Annotated in this window: 19 protein-coding genes and 2 pseudogenes; 6 read left to right on the top strand and 15 right to left on the bottom strand. The window is 69.1% G+C overall.

The genetic code is table 11. The features are described 5' to 3' along the window. Window positions 1-61: 61 nt before the first annotated feature. The 10 genes from ACWDZ7_RS18885 to ACWDZ7_RS18840 form a co-directional block, all read right to left on the bottom strand. Window positions 62-517: a hypothetical protein gene (locus ACWDZ7_RS18885; protein ID WP_451798232.1), complete on the bottom strand. Its 456-nt coding sequence runs from the start codon at window positions 515-517 to the stop codon at window positions 62-64. Window positions 518-520: 3 nt separating this feature from the next. Beyond that, window positions 521-1,129 carry a hypothetical protein gene (locus ACWDZ7_RS18880; RefSeq protein ID WP_451798231.1) on the bottom strand — a complete coding sequence of 203 codons (609 nt, stop codon included), beginning with the start codon at window positions 1,127-1,129 and terminating at the stop codon, window positions 521-523. Window positions 1,130-1,139: 10 nt separating this feature from the next. Then, entirely contained in the window at window positions 1,140-1,334 is a 195-nt protein-coding gene (locus ACWDZ7_RS18875) for a hypothetical protein (RefSeq protein WP_451798229.1), read from the bottom strand. Window positions 1,335-1,374: 40 nt separating this feature from the next. Continuing rightward, a complete protein-coding gene (locus ACWDZ7_RS18870) occupies window positions 1,375-1,626 on the bottom strand; it encodes a hypothetical protein (protein WP_451798227.1) in 252 nt (83 codons plus the stop codon). 140 nt (window positions 1,627-1,766) lie between these two features. Continuing rightward, complete coding sequence (locus ACWDZ7_RS18865) at window positions 1,767-3,995, bottom strand: FtsK/SpoIIIE domain-containing protein (RefSeq protein WP_451798226.1); 2,229 nt, start codon at window positions 3,993-3,995, stop codon at window positions 1,767-1,769. Window positions 3,996-4,070: 75 nt separating this feature from the next. After that, on the bottom strand, window positions 4,071-4,403 hold the full coding sequence (locus ACWDZ7_RS18860) for a hypothetical protein (RefSeq protein WP_451798224.1): 333 nt from the start codon (window positions 4,401-4,403) through the stop codon (window positions 4,071-4,073). Next, window positions 4,400-5,338, bottom strand: coding sequence for a hypothetical protein (locus ACWDZ7_RS18855; protein ID WP_451798223.1), 939 nt, complete (start codon window positions 5,336-5,338; stop codon window positions 4,400-4,402). Before ACWDZ7_RS18855 ends, ACWDZ7_RS18860 begins: the two co-directional genes overlap by 4 nt. Further along, window positions 5,335-6,315, bottom strand: a complete 981-nt coding sequence (locus ACWDZ7_RS18850; RefSeq protein ID WP_451798222.1) for a DUF2637 domain-containing protein — start codon at window positions 6,313-6,315, stop codon at window positions 5,335-5,337. Before ACWDZ7_RS18850 ends, ACWDZ7_RS18855 begins: the two co-directional genes overlap by 4 nt. Further along, window positions 6,312-6,518, bottom strand: a complete 207-nt coding sequence (locus ACWDZ7_RS18845; protein WP_451798220.1) for a hypothetical protein — start codon at window positions 6,516-6,518, stop codon at window positions 6,312-6,314. The genes ACWDZ7_RS18850 and ACWDZ7_RS18845 overlap by 4 nt, the downstream gene beginning before the upstream one ends. Next, on the bottom strand, window positions 6,515-6,808 hold the full coding sequence (locus ACWDZ7_RS18840) for a hypothetical protein (RefSeq protein WP_451798218.1): 294 nt from the start codon (window positions 6,806-6,808) through the stop codon (window positions 6,515-6,517). The genes ACWDZ7_RS18845 and ACWDZ7_RS18840 overlap by 4 nt, the downstream gene beginning before the upstream one ends. 513 nt (window positions 6,809-7,321) lie before the next feature. Between ACWDZ7_RS18840 and ACWDZ7_RS18835 the strand changes: the two genes are divergently transcribed. Further along, window positions 7,322-8,536, top strand: a complete 1,215-nt coding sequence (locus ACWDZ7_RS18835) for a hypothetical protein (RefSeq protein ID WP_451798216.1) — start codon at window positions 7,322-7,324, stop codon at window positions 8,534-8,536. Here ACWDZ7_RS18835 and ACWDZ7_RS18830 read toward each other — a convergent pair. Together ACWDZ7_RS18830 and ACWDZ7_RS18825 are read right to left on the bottom strand one after the other, a co-directional pair. Next, on the bottom strand, window positions 8,533-9,435 hold the full coding sequence (locus ACWDZ7_RS18830) for a phosphotransferase enzyme family protein (RefSeq protein WP_451798215.1): 903 nt from the start codon (window positions 9,433-9,435) through the stop codon (window positions 8,533-8,535). The genes ACWDZ7_RS18835 and ACWDZ7_RS18830 overlap by 4 nt on opposite strands. Further along, window positions 9,432-9,884: a GntR family transcriptional regulator gene (locus ACWDZ7_RS18825; RefSeq protein ID WP_451798213.1), complete on the bottom strand. Its 453-nt coding sequence runs from the start codon at window positions 9,882-9,884 to the stop codon at window positions 9,432-9,434. Before ACWDZ7_RS18825 ends, ACWDZ7_RS18830 begins: the two co-directional genes overlap by 4 nt. 716 nt (window positions 9,885-10,600) lie before the next feature. Here ACWDZ7_RS18825 and ACWDZ7_RS18820 point away from each other — a divergent pair. Beyond that, window positions 10,601-11,104: a DUF4365 domain-containing protein gene (locus ACWDZ7_RS18820; RefSeq protein ID WP_451798211.1), complete on the top strand. Its 504-nt coding sequence runs from the start codon at window positions 10,601-10,603 to the stop codon at window positions 11,102-11,104. 1 nt (window position 11,105) lies between these two features. Beyond that, window positions 11,106-12,242, top strand: coding sequence for a hypothetical protein (locus tag ACWDZ7_RS18815; protein ID WP_451798209.1), 1,137 nt, complete (start codon window positions 11,106-11,108; stop codon window positions 12,240-12,242). 66 nt (window positions 12,243-12,308) lie between these two features. On the opposite strand, the pseudogene ACWDZ7_RS18810 reads toward ACWDZ7_RS18815, so the two are convergent. Continuing rightward, window positions 12,309-13,316: pseudogene (locus ACWDZ7_RS18810) on the bottom strand (LacI family DNA-binding transcriptional regulator); the annotation flags it as partial. On the opposite strand from ACWDZ7_RS18810, the pseudogene ACWDZ7_RS18805 reads away from it, so the two are divergent. Continuing rightward, window positions 13,316-13,672: pseudogene (locus ACWDZ7_RS18805) on the top strand (serine hydrolase domain-containing protein); the annotation flags it as partial. The pseudogenes ACWDZ7_RS18810 and ACWDZ7_RS18805 overlap by 1 nt on opposite strands. Before the next feature lie 13 nt (window positions 13,673-13,685). Here ACWDZ7_RS18805 and ACWDZ7_RS18800 read toward each other — a convergent pair. Together ACWDZ7_RS18800 and ACWDZ7_RS18795 are read right to left on the bottom strand one after the other, a co-directional pair. Continuing rightward, window positions 13,686-14,918 (bottom strand): MFS transporter, encoded by a 1,233-nt coding sequence (locus ACWDZ7_RS18800; protein ID WP_451798208.1) that lies wholly within the window; start codon window positions 14,916-14,918, stop codon window positions 13,686-13,688. Continuing rightward, window positions 14,915-16,315 (bottom strand): NAD(P)-binding domain-containing protein, encoded by a 1,401-nt coding sequence (locus ACWDZ7_RS18795; RefSeq protein ID WP_451798206.1) that lies wholly within the window; start codon window positions 16,313-16,315, stop codon window positions 14,915-14,917. The genes ACWDZ7_RS18800 and ACWDZ7_RS18795 overlap by 4 nt, the downstream gene beginning before the upstream one ends. Before the next feature lie 107 nt (window positions 16,316-16,422). Here ACWDZ7_RS18795 and ACWDZ7_RS18790 point away from each other — a divergent pair, with 107 nt between their 5' ends. Both ACWDZ7_RS18790 and ACWDZ7_RS18785 read left to right on the top strand, forming a co-directional pair. Continuing rightward, complete coding sequence (locus ACWDZ7_RS18790) at window positions 16,423-17,496, top strand: flavin-containing monooxygenase (protein ID WP_451798205.1); 1,074 nt, start codon at window positions 16,423-16,425, stop codon at window positions 17,494-17,496. A 79-nt stretch (window positions 17,497-17,575) separates the two neighbouring features. Further along, a complete protein-coding gene (locus tag ACWDZ7_RS18785) occupies window positions 17,576-17,944 on the top strand; it encodes an ArsR/SmtB family transcription factor (RefSeq protein ID WP_451798204.1) in 369 nt (122 codons plus the stop codon). Window positions 17,945-17,973 lie beyond the last annotated feature (29 nt).

Raw genomic sequence — 17,973 nt, 5'->3', positions numbered from 1 at the left:
TGGGCAGGGAGAACCGCGGCGGCGGGCGACCTTGCTGGGGAGTCCCGCCGCCGCGGCGTTGCTACTGGTTCTTGGCCCAGTGGGAGTACTGCTGACGGACATAGTGGCGCGGGTCGCAGATCACGGCCGCGTCGTCCAGGTCCATGAGTCGCTCGGCGGCTTCGGTCGCCACATCGGCCGCGCCCGCGCCGCTCCTGTAAGCCGCCTCCTGAAGGGCGATGCGGTCCAGAACGGCGGCCTTGCGGAGCCAGAAGTCACGCGGCAGCCGGGTGCCGAACGGCTTGTCGGCGGCTTGGTCGGCGGTCCACGTGATCTCGCCGACGATGCTCGGAGCGAGCGCGTACGCCTCTTCGGCGGTGGGCCACGGGGCGCGGTGTTCCGCTGTGACGTACAGCCGGGTGTACTGCTTGTCGCGGGTGGGGTGCTGGCGGACCGGGCCGACGGTGAACGCCGCCGCGAGGGCCTCCGAGACGCGGCCGGTGTCGGCCGGGTCACAGATGATGCGGATCTCGAACATGGGTCAGTGCTCCTTGACGATGTCGGCGGTGGTGAGTTGGGGCAGTCCCGCGTTGGCGAGCGCCTGGGGGTCGTAGCCGGGCAGGGCGGCGCGGGTGAGCAGGGCGGTGGCGAGCTGTTCGGCGTAGGCGGCGCCGGAGCGGGCCACCTCGATCTGCGCTCCGGCCCTGAGCGCTTCCACACGTTCGAAGTGGGCGTACTCCTCGCGCCGCCCACTCGTGTGTCGCTCGTAGGCGACGCGCTCACGGCGGTCGGTGCGCCAGTAGCGGGCCGCGAGCCCGTAGGCCGTGACCGTGGCCAGCACCCACAGCAGCAGCGGCAGGGAAAGGCCGTCGGCGTATCCGGCGATGCCGGTGAAGGCGAGCCCGCCAGAGGCGGCGAACGCGGTCCCGGCGATGACGCGGTCACCGGCGAAGCCGATGGAGGCGAAGACGCCGGCAGCCCCGGCCGCGAGCGACAGAGCCGTCATCAGGACGGCGTTGCCGACGGAGTGTTCGGCACCGTTGGCGTTCCAGATACGGGCCAGGATCAGCACGGTGGACGTGGCGAGCACAGGCGCGGCCTTGGGCGCGATGAGGGCGAGCCAGTGCCGGGCAATGATCTGTTCGTTCACGGATCTGCTCCTAGAAGTCGATGGAGCGGACGGAGGCGATGACGTCGCCGGTCAGGGAGTTGATCGGTCCGGCGGCGCCGGTGGAGGCGAGGAAGAACCCGAACATCACGGCGATGAACGCGGCGCCGTAGCCGAGGGACTTGCCGCGCAGCAGGAAGAACAGGACCAGGCCGAACAGGGCGACCATGGAGACGGTCACGGCCATGTGAGCGCTCCTTTCGGGGAGTTGAGGGACGGTGCCGAGGTCAGCGGGTGCCTTCGCGGTAGATCCGCTGGGTGCGGTTGAAGATCCATCGGCCGACGCGTATCCGCTTGCCGTAGCCCCGGCAGCGGCGGCACTGCTTGCCCCGCTTGGCCTGCCCCTTGCGGTTGACGGTGACCTTGTGGCCGAAGCCGCGGCACTTGCGGCAGGTCCCGAACGGACTGCCCGCACACACCGCGATGTAACACAGGGTGATGGCGAGCAGGCAGGCGATAGCAGCGAGCGTGAGGGGCATCAGAGCCTCTTTCTCGGTGTTCTCGGGGTTTCCGCAGGTGGGGTGCTATCCGCTAGCACGCACGTGGGGTGCTGTGTGGGGTGCTAGCGGGGGTGCTACCGGTAGCAGGTGATCCCGCTACCGGTAGCAGCGCTCCGGGGTCAGGCCGCGCCCCGGTTTCCGTCACGCTCCGCGATCGCGGTGGTGAGGTCGGCGCGGACGATGCCGCGCCGGGTGGTGCGCTCTCCCTCGTCGGTCGTCCCGGCCACGCCGCGGGTGGTGATGCCGTGCGGCTTGAGCGCGGAGGTGACGTTCTCGCCCTTCCACCCGCCGTAGACCTCGGGCCGCAGTTCGGCGAGACGGGCGGCGATCCGCTCGTTCCACACCCGCTCCTCGGCCACGGGCACGACCGCGGCGACGTCGGCGAGCAGGTCGTACGACGGCCCGGCCGCCGCCCCGGTGTCCTCCCCGAGCGCGTGCCCGGACAGCGTCCCCTCGGCCTTGCGCAGCGCGTGCGCGCGCTGGGCGATGGCGTGGGTGGCGTTGTCGTCCATGTAGGCGGTACGCACCACGACCGGCAGCGCGGTGGCCCCGGCGAGGTAGCCGTTACCTGCGTCGATCTCCGGGCGGAAGGAGGTGGCGCGCACGCCGTTCTTGTACGCGGACGTGCCAAGGATCATGTCGTTCTCGACCTGGCCCGCAACCTTGAGGGCGAAGCGGATGGAGACATTGCCGCTGATCCCGGTCGGCAGGCTCTCCTTGTCCGGCCGCTGCGTGGCCAGCACGAGCATGACACCGAGGGCACGCCCGAGCTTGATGATGAACTCGGCGTCCTCACCGGCCTGTTTGCCGTACTTGGAGTGGGCGAACAGGTTCTGGCATTCGTCGAAGACGGCGAGCAGCGGCCACAGCTTCAGTGAGCGCTTGTCGGCGATCTGGCGGGTGATGCGCTTGTCCGGGCACAGGTCGCGCGGCAGCTTCTTGAGAACGGCGGCGCGGCGCATGACTTCCTCGCGCAGCAACTTGAGGGAGTCTGCGGAGTACTTGATGGAGTCGTCGTCGATGCCGGACACGAACCGGTGGGAGACGCATTCAAGCTCGTCCAGGTCGCCGGTGCCCTTGTTCTCGTGCAGCCACAGTTCCACGGTCGGATCCAGGGCGGCGCCGCAGGCCAGCACTCGCACGGAGGAGGTCTTGCCCTGGCCGGGCAGTGACCCGACCAGCACGTTGTGCTGAATCATCGGCACCGACTGAGCCCGGCCGCGAGGGTCGATTCCGAACGGGATCCGCTTGAAGATGTCATGCCGACGGGCGTTCGCGAGCTGCCACTTCACGATGCCGGTCTTGGACAGGTCCCGGTCCCCGACCCAGAGAATGAGCCGTCCCTCGTGCTCGTCGGGGTCGGCGTCGGGCCACACGCACCCGAGGGGACGCCTCAGGCCGGAGGCGAGTCGGCCGCGCCGGTCGGCGACGTCGGCGACCGTGACGCCAAGGGGGAGGTCGATGTCGGCGCGCCATCCCGGTCCCTCGCGGGTGATCGGGGAGACGAACTTGATGCCGTCACCGCCCTTGGCGACCGCACTCGCGATCTGGCCGATGCCGATGGACGCCATGGCCTTGACCACGATGTCGCCGGTCAGCTTCTGCACCTCGGTCTTCACCACCGCGCGGGTGGCGAGCGGCGCATCGGCCGGCGCCCCCGCGAGCCCGAACCCGAGCACCGCCAGCACGGACGCGATGAACTGGGTCAGCGGGGCGGCGCCGAACAGCAGGAACAACGTGGTGGCCAGCGCGAACACGGCGCCGACGATGGCCAGGACCATGCGCAGGCGGACGCGGCGGTCGCGCTGCTTGGACAGCTTGAGGTACAGCTCGGTGTTCTCGCGCCGGGCCTCGGCCTGCCGCAGCGGGTCGCCCTCGGCGTCCACGGCCCAGCGGCCGACCCGACCGAGGGTGTTGAGCAGGCCCTTCGGGGAGCGCCATACGAGCTTGGGCAGGTAGAGGAACGGGACGCGGATCGCGTGGAAGGCGAGGGTGTGGCCGGTGTGTCCGGCCAGCCAGCCCATCGCTTCCTTGAACTCTGCGGCCGACTTCGCCCATGCCGGGATCACATCCAGGCGCTTGGAGTTGCGCAGTCGGTCGATGAGTCCGGGGCCCGACTCGGTCGGGGTGCGGCGGTCGACCAGAGTCGGCGCGCCGTCGCCCGACTCCGTGGCGTCCGGGTCGGCCGACGCGTCGGGGCGGGAGTCGCCCGACTCGGTCGGCTTCGGGTCGGCCGACTCGGCACGCGCGGTGCGGGCCTTGTCCAGGTCGACCACGTCGCCCTTGGGGTCGGTAGTCATCTCGGCTTCGAGCCGCTTGAACAGCTCGTTGTCGTCGGGGTGATTCACTGAGACTTCCTTCCAGGGATGGAGGGTGGCGGGGCCCGGCCGCTGCTTTGGTCGGTTGAGACCGGGCCCCGTCGACTACAGGTCGAACAGGCCGCACTGATCCGTAGAAGTGGTGGGGAGTTGCCGCTTGGCCGCGCGGGCGGCGGCGGTGAGGCAGTCCGGGCACCAGGCCCGCAACTGCTTGGCCGAGAGCCCGGCCGCGGCGACGGCGGACGCGAGCGGGTCGGCGGAGGCCGCGATGAGGCGGACCCGGCGGCCGTGCTTGCTGGTGTAGCCGTCGTGCTCGTGCGGGCAGCGCCCCTTGCCCTTGGCGTGAAGGTTGCCGCACTCGCCCGCACACTGGCAGCGGCGGCCGGCGGACTCCATCACCGTGTTGAACAGGGCCGCGGCCACGATCGGTGCACTCATGCCACTGTCTCCTCTCCGCGGCACGACCACGGGGAGCAGCCCAGCGCGGCGCCGTCCTCGACTTCCGCATCGGCGGCCTCGTCGAAGAGGTCGCCTTGGCGATCGGCCCACTCGGAGCGCGTGACCTGATCGATGGGGGCTTGATCGAGCGGCAGAAGGCTGCGGTGCAGGTAGGGCTTGGCCTTGATGCCGCGGTGCGGGATTTCCCGGAGCTGGCGGTCGAAGTCGACGGCATCGGCCCACTCGGTCGGGTAGTCGTCGCGCAGCTCGCGCCAGGCCCGGTTGCCGTGGAACGGGCAGCCGATGCACGCGGATTTCGGGGTCTCTCCCCAGCCGTGCGAGCGCAGGTAGCGCACGCAGTCCGTGCGGGTCCATCCCTCCCGACCGTCCGCGGCGCCGTCGAGTTCGAGCAGCGGGAAGATGTTGTGCAGGTAGCGCACCTGAGCGTCCTTGGCGCGCTCGAACTCATCCCGACTGATCCCGATCGCCTGATCGGCCACCACCCCGGCCGGTACCGACTGTGGGTGCGGGTAGCCGAGCAGCTCCCGCACAAGCGCCTTGATCGGACGGACCTTGTACTCCTCCGTGCACTGGCGCCGTACCGGGGCTGCCCGCTCCCCCGTCTGGGTCGCGACGAACACCGGCATCCGCACCCACGAGCTCGGATCAAGAGAGTCCGATCGAAGGTCGCCGCTGATCCTGGTCGGCCCGTCCGTGGCCGACACCCGCACCCGATAGACCGGGATACCCGCAGGCCGGGCAACCTCGCGCTCCAACCGGTCCAGGTGGGCATAGACGCGCTCGGGCTCCCAGCCGGTGTCAGCGAAGATCGCCGCATCCCACTTCGGCAACCGCCCCTCGGCTGCGAGCAACAGCAGCGCAGTGGACTGCACGCCTGCCCCCAGCGAGAGCACGCGAAGACGTGGCGCTGTCATGCCGCCACCTCCCCGGGCGTCCCCTCGGCGCCGGACACCGAGTGCAGCGTCCGGCTCTCGGCGCGCTCGCTCAGCAGCAGGTCACGCAGAACGCGGGAGTTGGCGGCCGAGCAGTGCAGCGTGGTGCGGATCGCCTCGGCGTTGACCGCGTCATCCGCCCACTCGGCGGTGGCCTTCCGGGCCTCGGTGAGCAGTTCCGCCGGGGTCCTAGGCGCCTTGGTCGCCTTGCCCTTGGGAGCGCGCTTCCGCGGCGCCTTGGGGGTCGGGTCCTTCGCCCCGGCGGGCTTCTCCTCGGCTGGCGGAGGCGGAAGCTCCTCACCGGCCGGGGCCAGTTCCCCGAGCTTGAGGAGCACTCGCTCGGGGCGCGGGGTCTTGGAGCGCCACCGCCTGCCGTGTTGCTCGCGCAGGCCCGCGCGGGCCAACTGCCGTTCCCGCTCCCGGCCCAGAGCCTCGGAGTAGGAGGTGACCTCCCACAGCGTCATCCGCCGCCAAAGTGCGAACGTGGACAGAGGCGCAAGGAGCCAGCGCGAGCGGCGGATCTTCTCCATCCGTCGCCCGGTCACGGCGCCGATTCGGGAGGCGTAGACGTGGGCGGCGACCTCGGAGAGGACCACCCACAGCAGCGGCATCGTGCCGTGCGCCAGCTTGGCGGACAGCGAGTGTCCGGCCGCGACGTTCAGCCAGCACGTCACCCCGGTCAACGCCCAGGGCACGAACCGCACCCAGCCGAGCGGCATGTCCGTGCGGATCAGCAGCAGGAACGCGGCGGTGAACACCGGGATCGCGGTGTCGATACCGACCGGGAGCATCCACGGGGACGCGAACCCCCAGCGGGCCCCGGCCTCGGACACGGCCTCGAAGGAAGATGCCAGGCCGAGCCCGCCCACTCCGGCCGCGAGTACGGCGACCGCACCCAACAACCACAGCTCCGGGCGGGACAACGGCGGAACCTGCGGCTTCGTCTCGGTGGTGGTCATCGCCGACCACCCCGCATCCGCCGGCCGTACAGCACCCAACCTGCGAACTGGCTGGCGGCGCCAGCCACGATGACCCAGCGCCACACCTGCGTGCCGTTCACGGCCTGGAACGTCGTACCCAGGATCAGCGCCAGCGCGCCGACCGTGATGAACAGGAGCGGAAGGCCGCTCGGGGAAACCGAGTTGGTGGGGTTCGCGGTCATGCCGCTACCCCCTTACGGGCGCTGCGGCGCCGGGCCGCCGGCCGGGCGAGCGGGACGACGTTGAACAGCTCCGGCGCGTGCACCTCGATCGCCTCGGCGGCGATGCGGATCGCGTCGTCCGGCATGCCGGGATTCTCGGCGAGGATGTCGCGGGCCGCATCGAGACGCGCCGCGCGCTCCATCTCGCTCTCCCCCTCAACCCCGAGCCACAGCTCAACCGGGGTACCGAGGGCCAGTTCCACGAAGTCCTCAGCGGATACGGCCTTTTGGCGGCCAATGTACGTGCGCATAGACGTTCTCCTGAGTCGAAGGAACAGGGAGAACCACGGCGTCGGGCGACCTTGCTGGGGAGTCCCGGCGCCGCAGCATCACCACCTCTGAAAGCGTGGTGTGTATTACCTACCACTCACGCTGACAGATTGATTCCGCGTCGTCAAGCGCTCCGGCTTTTCGATCTCGGAACCGCCCCTGTCCCGCGGCGGTGACTCAACCATCGCCAAGGGGAAGGGACTTCGGGAGCGTGCACTTGGGGGTGCACTCGTGCACTCCGACGTGCGAACCCTCTGCACACCTGGCCTGACCTGCGTAGAGTGACGATGAGTCAAGCTGGGACTTCGGCCGTTTCTGGGGGATCCATGGCAGACCGGAACGCCAGACTGGCCGCCCTCATGGATGAGGGCGGCTTCTCACACAAGTCGCTCGCCCGTGCGGTGGTCGTCGCTGCGGCCCGCTCCGGTGCGGACATCACCTGTGATCACACCTACGTCAGCAGGTGGCTCAAGGGCTCCATCCCGCGCGGTGACATGCCGCGCTTCATCGCCGATGCCATCGGCCGCAAGCTGGGGCGCCAACTCACGATCGATGACATCGGGATGGGCGACGCGGCAGTCACCGCCATACAGCCTGGCTTGGGCCTCGACTTCGCGGATCGTCCCGAGTCGGTCACCGCTACCGTGGCCGACCTCTGGCGTGCCGATCTCGCCGAAGCCGAGCCGCTGGTTCGGGCGCTGCCGGACTCAGCCGCGTGGAACGAAGCGTCCGTGCGCTGGCTCGTCTCTCCGCCGGACGGCGAACTCACGCGGTCGGGCAACCGGTCCGTCGGGGTCGTAGACGTCGACATGGTGCGCTCAACTGCCGACGCGTTCAGCATGCTCGACGGCAAGTTCGGCGGGGGCCACGCGCGACGCGCGCTGATTCAGTATCTGCACACGGACGTACGCCCCATGCTCGACGGCAAGTACTCCGACACCGTGGGCAAACAACTCCACTCGGCAGTGGCCGAAGCACTCTTGCTCGCCGGTTGGATGTCGTACGACAGCGGCTTGCACGGCATAGCCCAGCGCTACTTCATTCAGGCCCTGCGCATGACGCAGGCAGCCGGTGACCGGCTACTCGGCGGGAGCGTTCTCTCCGCGATGAGCCATCAGGCCACCTTCGTCGGGCGCTACCGCGAGGCTGCGACTCTGGCCCGCGCTGCGCTCACGGGCCCGGCCGCGAGCCTCACGCCGACGATGGCCGCACAGTTCCGCGCGATGGAGGCACGGGCCTTGGCTCGCTTGGGCGACGAACGCGGATGCGACCTCGCCCTGACCGAGGCGGAACGTCAGCTCAGCCTGCGCACCCCGGACAGCGATCCGGCGTACATCGCGTACTTCGACGAAGTGGAGTTGGCAGCCGAGTTCGGGCACTGCTTCCGCGACCTGGGGCGCTCTGTACAGGCCACAGAGCGGGGTGCGGGCTCCATCTTCGGCGACGGCCTGAACAATCGCAGCGACTTCTTCGCGACCATGGTGCAGGCAGAGGCGTACATCAACCAAGGCGAGGCCAGCCGGGGCTTCGAGATAGCGCTGAGCGCTCTGCAACTCGGCGAAGGGCTGAAGTCGGCGCGCTGCGTGCAGTACGTACGAGAGTTCCAGGGGCGCGTCACGGACGCCATGAAGCGGGCCGCGGAGTTCCGCGATTTCACGGAAGAGGCCCGCGGCTTCCGCCTCTGGCAACAGGTCGGGCCGGAGTCCTAGAACGGTGCCCAGTCGCGGCGCGAGCCACCTGAACGCAGGGTCTCTACGCGCTTCTCCACTTCCTCGGCAGCACGCGAATTTGTGCCGGCGTTCTGCGAGAGCCACGTGACCATGAGCAGTTCGCGGACGCCGCGGAGCACGCCGTACCCGGACCACTGCCGAACGTCGAAGCCGTACCCGTCGGCGAAGTCCACGTACTCGGCCTCTGTGTGCCACCCGAAGCTGTCGTAGTACATCGCCGTCTGCATGAGGTCCCACTCGCGCGGGCCCGTGACGAAGCCGTCCAGGTCGATGACCTTTGGGCGTCCGGCAGCGTCTCGCAGGACGTTGCCGATGTTGAAGTCTCCGTGAAGCGGCCCCGCCGGAAGAGCGAACCGTAGACCGTCGTAGTCGCTCGCCAACTCCTCTGCCAGAGAGACCAGATACCCGCGGGTTCTAGCCGGGATGACGGCACGCTCCAAACGCTGTGCGACCTTGTCGAACGGCTGAAGCGAAGGCAGAGAGAAGGGCGGCGCCACCAATTCGTGGAGCCGCCGCAGTAGTTCGCCCATCTCGCGCGTACTGGCGTACGTGTCGCCGTCGGCGAGCCCTTCCCAGAAGGTCACAGGGTGACCGTTGACGACGACGGGCTGTTCGGCCTCTGTGACGAGTCGCGCCGCCGGGTACCCCTCGGTCGCGAGCCATCCGGCTACGGCTACCTCCCTGCGCACCGACGGCAGCCGGTCGGGACTACGCCCCACACGTGAGACGATCCGGCCCCCGTCGATACGGAACACGGCGTGGTCCCCGAACCGAAGCATCTTGATGCCGTCTGGGTCCACATCGGCGAGGGCGCAGGCCCGTCGCAGGATGCCCTCTGCCGCATCCGCGTCGAACACGGTGCGTTCACTCGTCGTCATGCCGTCTGTTCCCCCTGTCCGCCGGGCAGAGCGCGGACTTCCCGCCCCCGGGTCGCCCCCTTGCCGATGAGCCCTTGGCCTTCCATCTGTGCAATGGCAGAACGGACAGCGGTCCGCGATGCGCCAAACCGTCTGCACAGTTCCTTCTCGGTGGGGAAGTGGTCCCCGACCTTGACCCCCTTGGCCCGCAAGAGGTCGGTCACCTTCTCGACCAACGGGCGCCGGTCACCGCTCCCCGTCACGTACCAACCGGCCCCCTGTACGGATTCGATCAGTCCCTCACTCTTGAGCACGTTGAGGGCACGCTCGATGGTGCTGCGGCTCACGCCGTAGGCGCTCATGAGCTCTGCTTGAGACTTCAGACCCTCGGTGATCTCACCATCCTTGATCTTCCGGCGCAGAGAATCAGAGACCTCCAAGTACGTACCTCTTGGACTGCCCTGCGGCACGTGGCCTCCCCTTCCAGTTACGTGACGGGCTTCCCCTACCAGCGTCCCACTACCCCGGCGGTCGAACACATAGTGTCCCACCTGTCCGGCTGTCCGGTTAGCTCTCTCACCTGCACAAACAGGCCGGACAGCCCAAAGTTCCGGTGTCCGGGGTGTCCGGTCACAGACGGCTGCAACACCCTCGGATGTTGCAGCCCGTCGGCGAAGCCGACCCTGGTAGGTCGCAGGCGCCGGAGGCGTCTTCCCTTCAGATCTCTGCGCTCCGGCTGAGTGTCTAACTGAGCTACAACGACGACGTACTGACGCGAACAACCACGGACGTTCAGGGACCGTATCCGCAGGTCACCGGGATACCGACCAGCCCCGGAACGAGTGATCGAATTGCTTCGGGACGAAGAGGTCGTGGGTTCAAATCCCGCCACCCCGACAGCTGAAATACCAGGTCAAGGGCCTGATCCTCTCTGAGGGTCAGGCCCTTGCTGCGTCTCCGGTGATCGTTTGGGAGAAAACTGGGAGAAGATCTTGGTTGGGGTCTCCCAGACGGTCCTGCATCTCGCACCCAGCGCACATCAGCCCTCACGCCGCTGAACCTGTGCGTTCGCCAATCGGTAACCAAGGTGCCCGCAACAGGGGCGCCGGAAGATGGCCCGCGTACGCGGTATTCCCTCACTTGCAGATCCCACTTATCCTCGCGATCACGCTACCGGGGGGTAAGCATGGCTGCTGAGGCAACAAGCTGGCAGAAGGAACAAGTCAGTCGCGCTTACGTGCATGCCTTAGCAACGCAAGGCGGGTACACCATCTGCGACTGGAGCGTGGACAAGGACGGGGTCGACGTCACACTCCGTTCCCGCGGCCTCATGGTCGATATCCAGCTCAAGTGCACACAGAGCCCGCGCACTATCAGAAGCGGCTACAGCTTCGACCTGGACGTTGAGACCTACGACAAGTTACGTGACCCAGAGCGCTCAGCGCCTGGTCACCTTGCACTGCTCATAGTTCCGCCCGACATCGGCCGCTGGGTCGTCCACCAGCCGGATTCGATAGTGCTTGCTTGCCACGGCTACTGGTCCTCTCTCTACGGGATGGGACACGCCCCTGGTGGCTCCACCACCGCAATCCACCTTCCTGAGCACCAGGAGCTCACCGTGAAGGCCATGGGGACCATGTTCGATGCTGCGCGTCGCATGACCAACAGCGCTGGTCTGGGGTTGAGCTGACATGGCGGACATCACCCCAGACTTTGGCCCCGAAGAGATTCGCAGCTACCTCAAGGTCACCGGATGGGCCCCGGTATCGGGCGGGGATGTAGCCGAACTGTGGAGCCTTCCAGGGCCGGCGGACGAAGTCGTCCTGGTCCCGATGAAGCCCGGCGCACCAGACTTCGCCAAGAGGGCTCGGATCCTCACCCAGGACCTGGCAAGGGTCGAGTTCGAAGACGTCCAGACAGTCCACGACGCCATCGCCACGGTCTACAACGACGTCACTGACCTCCGGGCCTCCCACCCATCAATGAGCGACGGATCGATCCCGCTGGAGTCCGGGTACGAACTATTCGTCTCCGCCAAACGACTTCGGGTGGCCTCAGCCGCGGCAACGATCCGGCGCCAAGGGCACTTCCGGAACTTCCCGACTCGGGCGCGTGATCAGGCGCGAGAGGTTCGCCTGGGCCAGACTCGTCGCGGCTCCTACATCGTGCCCATCATCAGCCAGGCACGCTCCCCCGAGGACGTCTACTCACCCCGTCAGGATCACATCGACGTCCAGGTCGAGGAGACTCTCTTCGACCGCCGGGTGACTGCCACGATGTCTCGCGCACTAGGCGTACTTGAAGACATGGCAGGCGCTGACCACGAACCCACGCCCAGCGAGATCAATGACTCCATCGGCGAGGGGGTCTCCTACGAACTGTGTCAGGCCCTCGCCAAAGTCGTGAACACCGAGTCCGTCAGTGCGCTCGACGTGGCATTCAACTGGTCCCGCGTAGCTGCACCACCGCCAGGTACGCCAGCGCGCGTTGAGTTCAACCGCGAAGCGATCGAGATCGTCGACCTGGTGTCCGAACAACTCAAGACCAAGGTCTACACGCGGGAGCACTTGATCTACGGCGTGGTCACAGACCTCAGTCGCCACCCCGATGACGACACCGGGCGCGTCGGGGTCCAAACGCTCATTCAACGCCGCAGCCGCACGGTATGGATGGACCTCGCTGACAGCGACTATCACACAGCCGTGCACTGCCACGATGCCGGAATCCCCGTCCGAGTGAGCGGCATGCTGACCAGTCCACCCGGCGGGCTCGCCCGCATGAAGGTCTCCGGCTTCGGACCTGACCCATCGCTGGGAGCAGACGACTAGCAGCTCAAAACGACGAGGCGGGACTGTTCCAACGACAGTCCCGCCTCTCGCGACTTCCTAGCCGCTCTATCCCCTCGACCTCAGCAGGCGATCGAGAACACGCACTGGCGAGGTCGAGCACATGACCCGACGCGCATCGAGCGCCGCCTCCCACCGTTCGGTAAGGCCGACCGTAAGGCGCCTGCGCATGCCTGGAGTGACGTGCGCATAGCGAGCAGAGACCGAGCCGTCGATGTGGCCCATGCGCTCGTCCATGAGGACCTTCTCGGTGCCGAGGTCCTCCATCATCGTCCGGTGGGTGTGGCGGAGGCCGTGCGGCGTGAGGCCCTTCGCGATCGGGAGCCAGCAGGCGTCCGCCCGCGCGGCAGCGCCTCGGCCTCGGGCCGGGATGCCGGGCCACGGCTCGCCGAGGATCGGCACCGGCCGGGCCTCCTGGGGTGCCTTCTTCGGGTACCGACCGGAGACCGCCGGGGTGAACAGCCAGGGCGCGAAGCCGTTGCGGCGCCAGTGAGCAGCGTGCTCTGACATGACGCCTCCGCGTGCGAACCCGTGCTCCGCGATGGCGAGTTCGACACGTACGCGGGTGTCCACGCGTGCACGGTCGGGGTGGTCGCGGACGTTCGAAACCGTGCCCGTGGAGACTTCGGCACGGCGGGCGACATCGACGAGCTTCGCGCCGGTGGCCGCCGGTGCGTGCAGCGCCCTGCCCTCGGAAGACGTACGTCCTGCCGTGGCAGGGGCAGGGTGTCGGCTTCGAGCGGGCGATGTGGTTGAAGACCAGGGCCGACAGCCAGCCGGCGAGTCGATGTCGCGATAACTGTCGTCCTTGGGCGGGCAGCGCACCAGCTCGCCGGTATCCAGCTCGTACAGCTGCCACTCGACCCGGAAGGCATTGGGCCGGACGAACTCCGTTTCCAGGCCGACGATTTCGCTCCAGCGTTTACCGGTGTAGCCCTTGAGGACCGTGGCGACGAACTCGTCGTCGCGACCGGAGAGCAGAGCCGCCCGCTCGGCGGTGAGCAGGATGCCGAGCGCGTCGGTGACGACCTTCTCCGGGCCGCGGTCGCGGGACCGGCGTGTTCACAGTCCTGGACGACCTCGTTGCCTTCCTGCGCTACATGCTCGACACGACCACGGCACCCGGCCGGGCAGGGTTCGGTGGCGACTGGGCCACCGAATCGCTGACTATCCAGACCGGCGAGCTGGAGCCCGTACGGGGCCTGTTCTGGCACCCCGCGCCCGGCAGCGCCCTCATGGATGACATCTGGGTCCACTACGGCTTCACCGGCACCGGCATGTGGGTCTCGCCTCGTCAGCAACGTTGGGCAGTGCTTCTGACCAACAAGCTCTACTACACCCGCGACCGCCAGCCCTTGACGGATATCCGCAACACCTTCCGTGAGCTGTCCTTCGACTCAAACGGCGGCTGAGCGGCCACTGGACTCATCCCGCACGGCGCGCGAAGCGCGGCATGCTCCCGAGTGCGACGAGGGCCGCCAGTCCGGCGGTGAGTGCGAGAAGTCCGAAGAGGCGGGGGTATCCGCCGAGCGGAGCAGCCAGGGCGGCGCCAGCGAAGGGGGCGAGCGCCGAGGCGGCGGTTGTGGGGGCTGCGAGCATGCCGGAGAGGCGGCCGTAGTGGGTGGTGCCCCAGCGGTCGGTGATGGCGGTGGCTTGGAGGAGGGTGAGGTTGCCGCGGACCATCCCTGCGGCGACCGACAGGGTGACCAGCAGGGGGTAGGGGCCGGGGAAGAGGGCGAGTGAGGCCGTGGTGATTGCCCCGAGTGAGATGAGCGCGGCGGTGCGGGCCGTGGGTGTGGTGCGGCGGGCGAGGGCGGCGTACAGGGTGCGGCCGAGGGTTTGTCCGGCGCCGCCGAGGCCGAGGGCCCAGGCTGCTTCGGTGGTGGTGAAGCCGCGTTCGAGCAGGAGGGGTACGAGGGCGATGACGGCGGCGGAGACGCTGAAAGCGGACAGCGTCAGGGCGGCGGCCAGCATCCAGAACGACCGGCTCCGGACCGCCTGGTCGGCGTCGCCGGTGATGCGGTCGGGGGCGGGTGGTGCCTTTGGCCATGGTGCGTTCAGAGCGAGGGCGTGGGCGGGGATGGTCACTGCGGCGAGGATCAGGGCGAGGACGGCGTAGGTCGCCCGCCACGACATGTGGTCGGCGAGTGCTGCGGTGACGGGGGCGAAGATGGTGGAGGCGAGGCCGCCCGCGAGGGTGACGATGGTGAGGGCGCGGACGTGGTCGGGGGCCCACCAGCGGGTGAGGGCGGCGAAGGCGGGCTGGTAGAAGGTGGCGGCCATGGCGAGTCCGGCGAGCAGCCAACCGGCGATGAGGACGGGCAGGTTGGGGGCGGTGGCCACGATGAGGATGCTCAGTACGGCGAGGACCGATCCGGCTGTCATCACGGCGCGTGGGCCGCGGTGGTCGAGGATCCGGCCCACGTGTATCCCGGCGAGCGCGGAGACGAGCAGGGCGGCGGAGAAGGCCGCCGTGGTCGCCCCGGTGGGCCAGCCGGTGGCGGCGGTGATCTGCGGGTTCAGTACGGGGAAGGCGTAGAAGACGACGCCCCAGCTGGTGATCTGCGTGGCGCACAGCGCCGCCAGCGCGGCGCGGGGCCGCGACCGGTCCCCTGTTCCGGTCGCGACCCCGCGCTCAGGGGTGTTGAGGCTGGTCACGAGCCGCAGCAGCCGCCCGCCGGCGTCTCCTCGGCACTGGCTGCGGCCGGTGCGCCGACGCCGACCTGGACGAGCTCGGGTGCCGGGGCGCAGCAGCCGCCATCGTCGGGTTGGTCGGTGGCCGGGGTGTCGAAGAGTCCGGCGCCGCCGCACACTCCGGTCTCGGGGAGGGTGAGTTCGACGCGGTCGGCGGATTCGAGGTCGCCTGCGATGGCTGCGGTGACGGAGCGGACCTGCTCGTAGCCGGTCATGGCCAGGAAGGTGGGGGCGCGGCCGTAGGACTTCATGCCGACCAGGTAGATGCCCTGTTCGGGGTGGGAAAGTTCGTGGTGGCCGTGGGGGTAGACGGTGCCGCAGGAGTGCTGGTTGGGGTCGATCAGGGGGGCGAGCTCGACGGGGGCCTGGAGTCGCTCATCCAGGCCCAGGCGCAGCTCGTTCAGGAAGGTGAGGTCGGGGCGGAAGCCGGTGAGGACGATGACCTCGTCGACCGCGTCGAGGCGGCGGCCGTCCTCACCGATCAGCAGCAGGCGGCCGTCGGTGTCGCGTTCGATGGTCTCGGTGCGGAAGCCGGTGACGGCGTCGGCGTATCCGTTGTCGACGGCGGCCTTGGCCGCCAGGCCCAGCGCCCCGCGGGCGGGGAGCTGGTCGGCTTCGCCGCCGCCGAAGGTGGAGCCGGAGATGCCGCGGCGCAGGATCCACACGGCGTGGCTACCGGTCCCGTCGTCGGCCTGCGCCAGGTCGGCGAGGTAGGCGAGGGCGGTGAAGGCGGAGGCGCCGGAGCCGATAACGGCGGTGCGCTTGCCCGCGTACCGGGCACGGACCACAGGGTCCTTGAGGTCGGGGACGCGGTAGGTGATGCGCTCGCCTGCCGCCTTCTCGCCCAGGGCGGCAAGTCCGCTGCCGCCGGCCGGGCTCGGGGTGGCCCAGGTGCCGGAGGCGTCGATGACCGCGCGGGCGAAGACGCGCTCCTCACGGCCGTCGGCGGTGGTGAAGTGCACGACGAACGGCTGGGCTTCGCGGTCGGCGTCGACGACACGGTCGCGGCCGGTGCGGGAGACGCCGGTGACGGTGGCGCCGAAGCGGAGCCGTTCGCCCAGGACGTCGGCGAGGGGCTGCAGGTACTGCTCGGCCCAGTCGCCGCCGGAGGGGTAGGTGCTCGCGTCGGGCCGGGTCCAGCCGGTGGGGGCCAGCAGCTTCTCGGCGGCCGGGTCGGTGACCTCGCCCCAGGTGGAGAACAGCCGCACGTGCGCCCACTCGCGCACCGCGGCGCCCGCGGACGCTCCGGCCTCCAGGACCAGGGGCTCAAGGCCGTGCTCGACGAGGTGGGCGGTGGCGGCCAGGCCGATGGGGCCGGCCCCGACGACCACGACGGGCAGCTCGGTGGTGGGCGCGTTCACGGCGACTCCTTTTTGTTTCGACGTCTGTCGATGGCTTGCGCCGCCAGGATGCCACCTGATTCGATAAGGGTCAACATAGGCATTCATCGAAACAAGGGGTTGGGTTCATGGAGTACGTCGATGTCGCGGTCATCGGGGGTGGGCAGTCCGGGCTGGCCGCCGCCCACGTCCTGCGCGAGCGAGGGCTGGTGCCGGTGGTGCTGGAGGCGTCCGGGCGGCCGGACGGGTCGTGGCCTGGCTACTACGACAGCCTCACGCTGTTCTCGCCCGCGGGATTCAGCTCCCTGCCGGGCCTGGCGTTCGGCGGGGACGGGGACCGCTATCCGCACCGCGATGAGGTCGTGGACTACCTCACCCGCTACGCGGACCGACTGGACGCGGAGATTCGCACCCGCGCCCGCGTCGAGAGCGTGGAGAGCGATGGCGCCGGCTTCATCCTGCATACCGCCGACGGCCGCCGCCTGGGTGCGGCCGGGGTCGTCGCGGCGAGCGGCGCCTTCGGCAACCCGCTGCTGCCCGAGCTGCCCGGCCAAGAGGGCTTCAGCGGCGAGGTGCTGCACGTCGCCGACTACCGCAGCCCCGAGCCGTATGCGGGCAAGCGTGTCGTGGTGGTGGGCGGCGGCAACTCCGCCGTCCAGGTCGGCTACGAGCTGGCCAAGGTGGCCACGGTGACCCTGGCCACCCGCACCCCCGTCCGCTTCCTGCCGCAGATCCGCGACGGCAAGGACCTGACCCACTGGCTGACGGCCACCGGCTTCGACCACCTGCCGCCACACTGGCTGATCCACTACGTCGGCGGCACCCTCGTCCTCGACATCGGCCACTACCAGGACGCCCTGGAGTCCGGAAGTCTTCAGCGGCGGCCGATGTTCACCGCCCTGGACGGCGACGCGGTCATATGGCAGGACGGGAGCCGGGAGAAGGCCGACGTGGTGCTGCTCGCCACCGGGTACAGGCCCCACATCGACTACCTGACCAAGCTCGGCGCGCTCGACGAGCAGGGTGCGCCGCTGCACGCAGGGGGCATCTCCGTCACCCATCCTGGGCTGGTCTATCTCGGCCTGGAGTTCCAGCGGTCCTTCGCCTCCAACACGCTGCGCGGCGTCGGCCGGGACGCCGAGTACGTGATCGACCCGCTGGCCGCCCACGTCCGCAAGGCCCCGGCCGCCGCCGGCCTGTAACCCCGACCGACCAGGGGCGGCCCGCGAGCGCACGGCGCCGCCCCTCGCTCTCTGATTCGACATGTGTAAACATAGACGTATGTCGAATACGAAGGTGCTGCCACTGCTGGAGCCGGAGGCCGTGGCGCCGTGCTGCCCGCCGCTGACCGAGCGGCCGTTCACCGCCGAGGAGGCGGAGCGGACCGCGAAGATGTTCAAGGCGCTCGGCGACCCGGTGCGGCTGCGGCTGTTCTCGGCGGTCGCCTCGCACGAGGGCGGGGAGGCGTGCGTGTGCGACATCTCCGATGTCGGCGTCTCCCAGCCGACCGTCTCCCACCATCTGAAAAAGCTCAAGGAGGCCGGGCTGCTGGCCTCCGAGCGACGCGGTACCTGGGTGTACTACCGGGTGGAGGCGTCCGTGCTGGCCGCGATGGGCAAGCTGCTCACCACCACCCCAGCCGCAGCCTGAGCGCCGACGGTCAGGGGGTGCGTCGCGGC

It is taken from the genome of Streptomyces sp. NPDC003032, from assembly GCF_053591415.1.
Note: the sequence above shows the minus strand (reverse complement) of the source record. Positions and strands in the feature narration are given on the sequence as shown.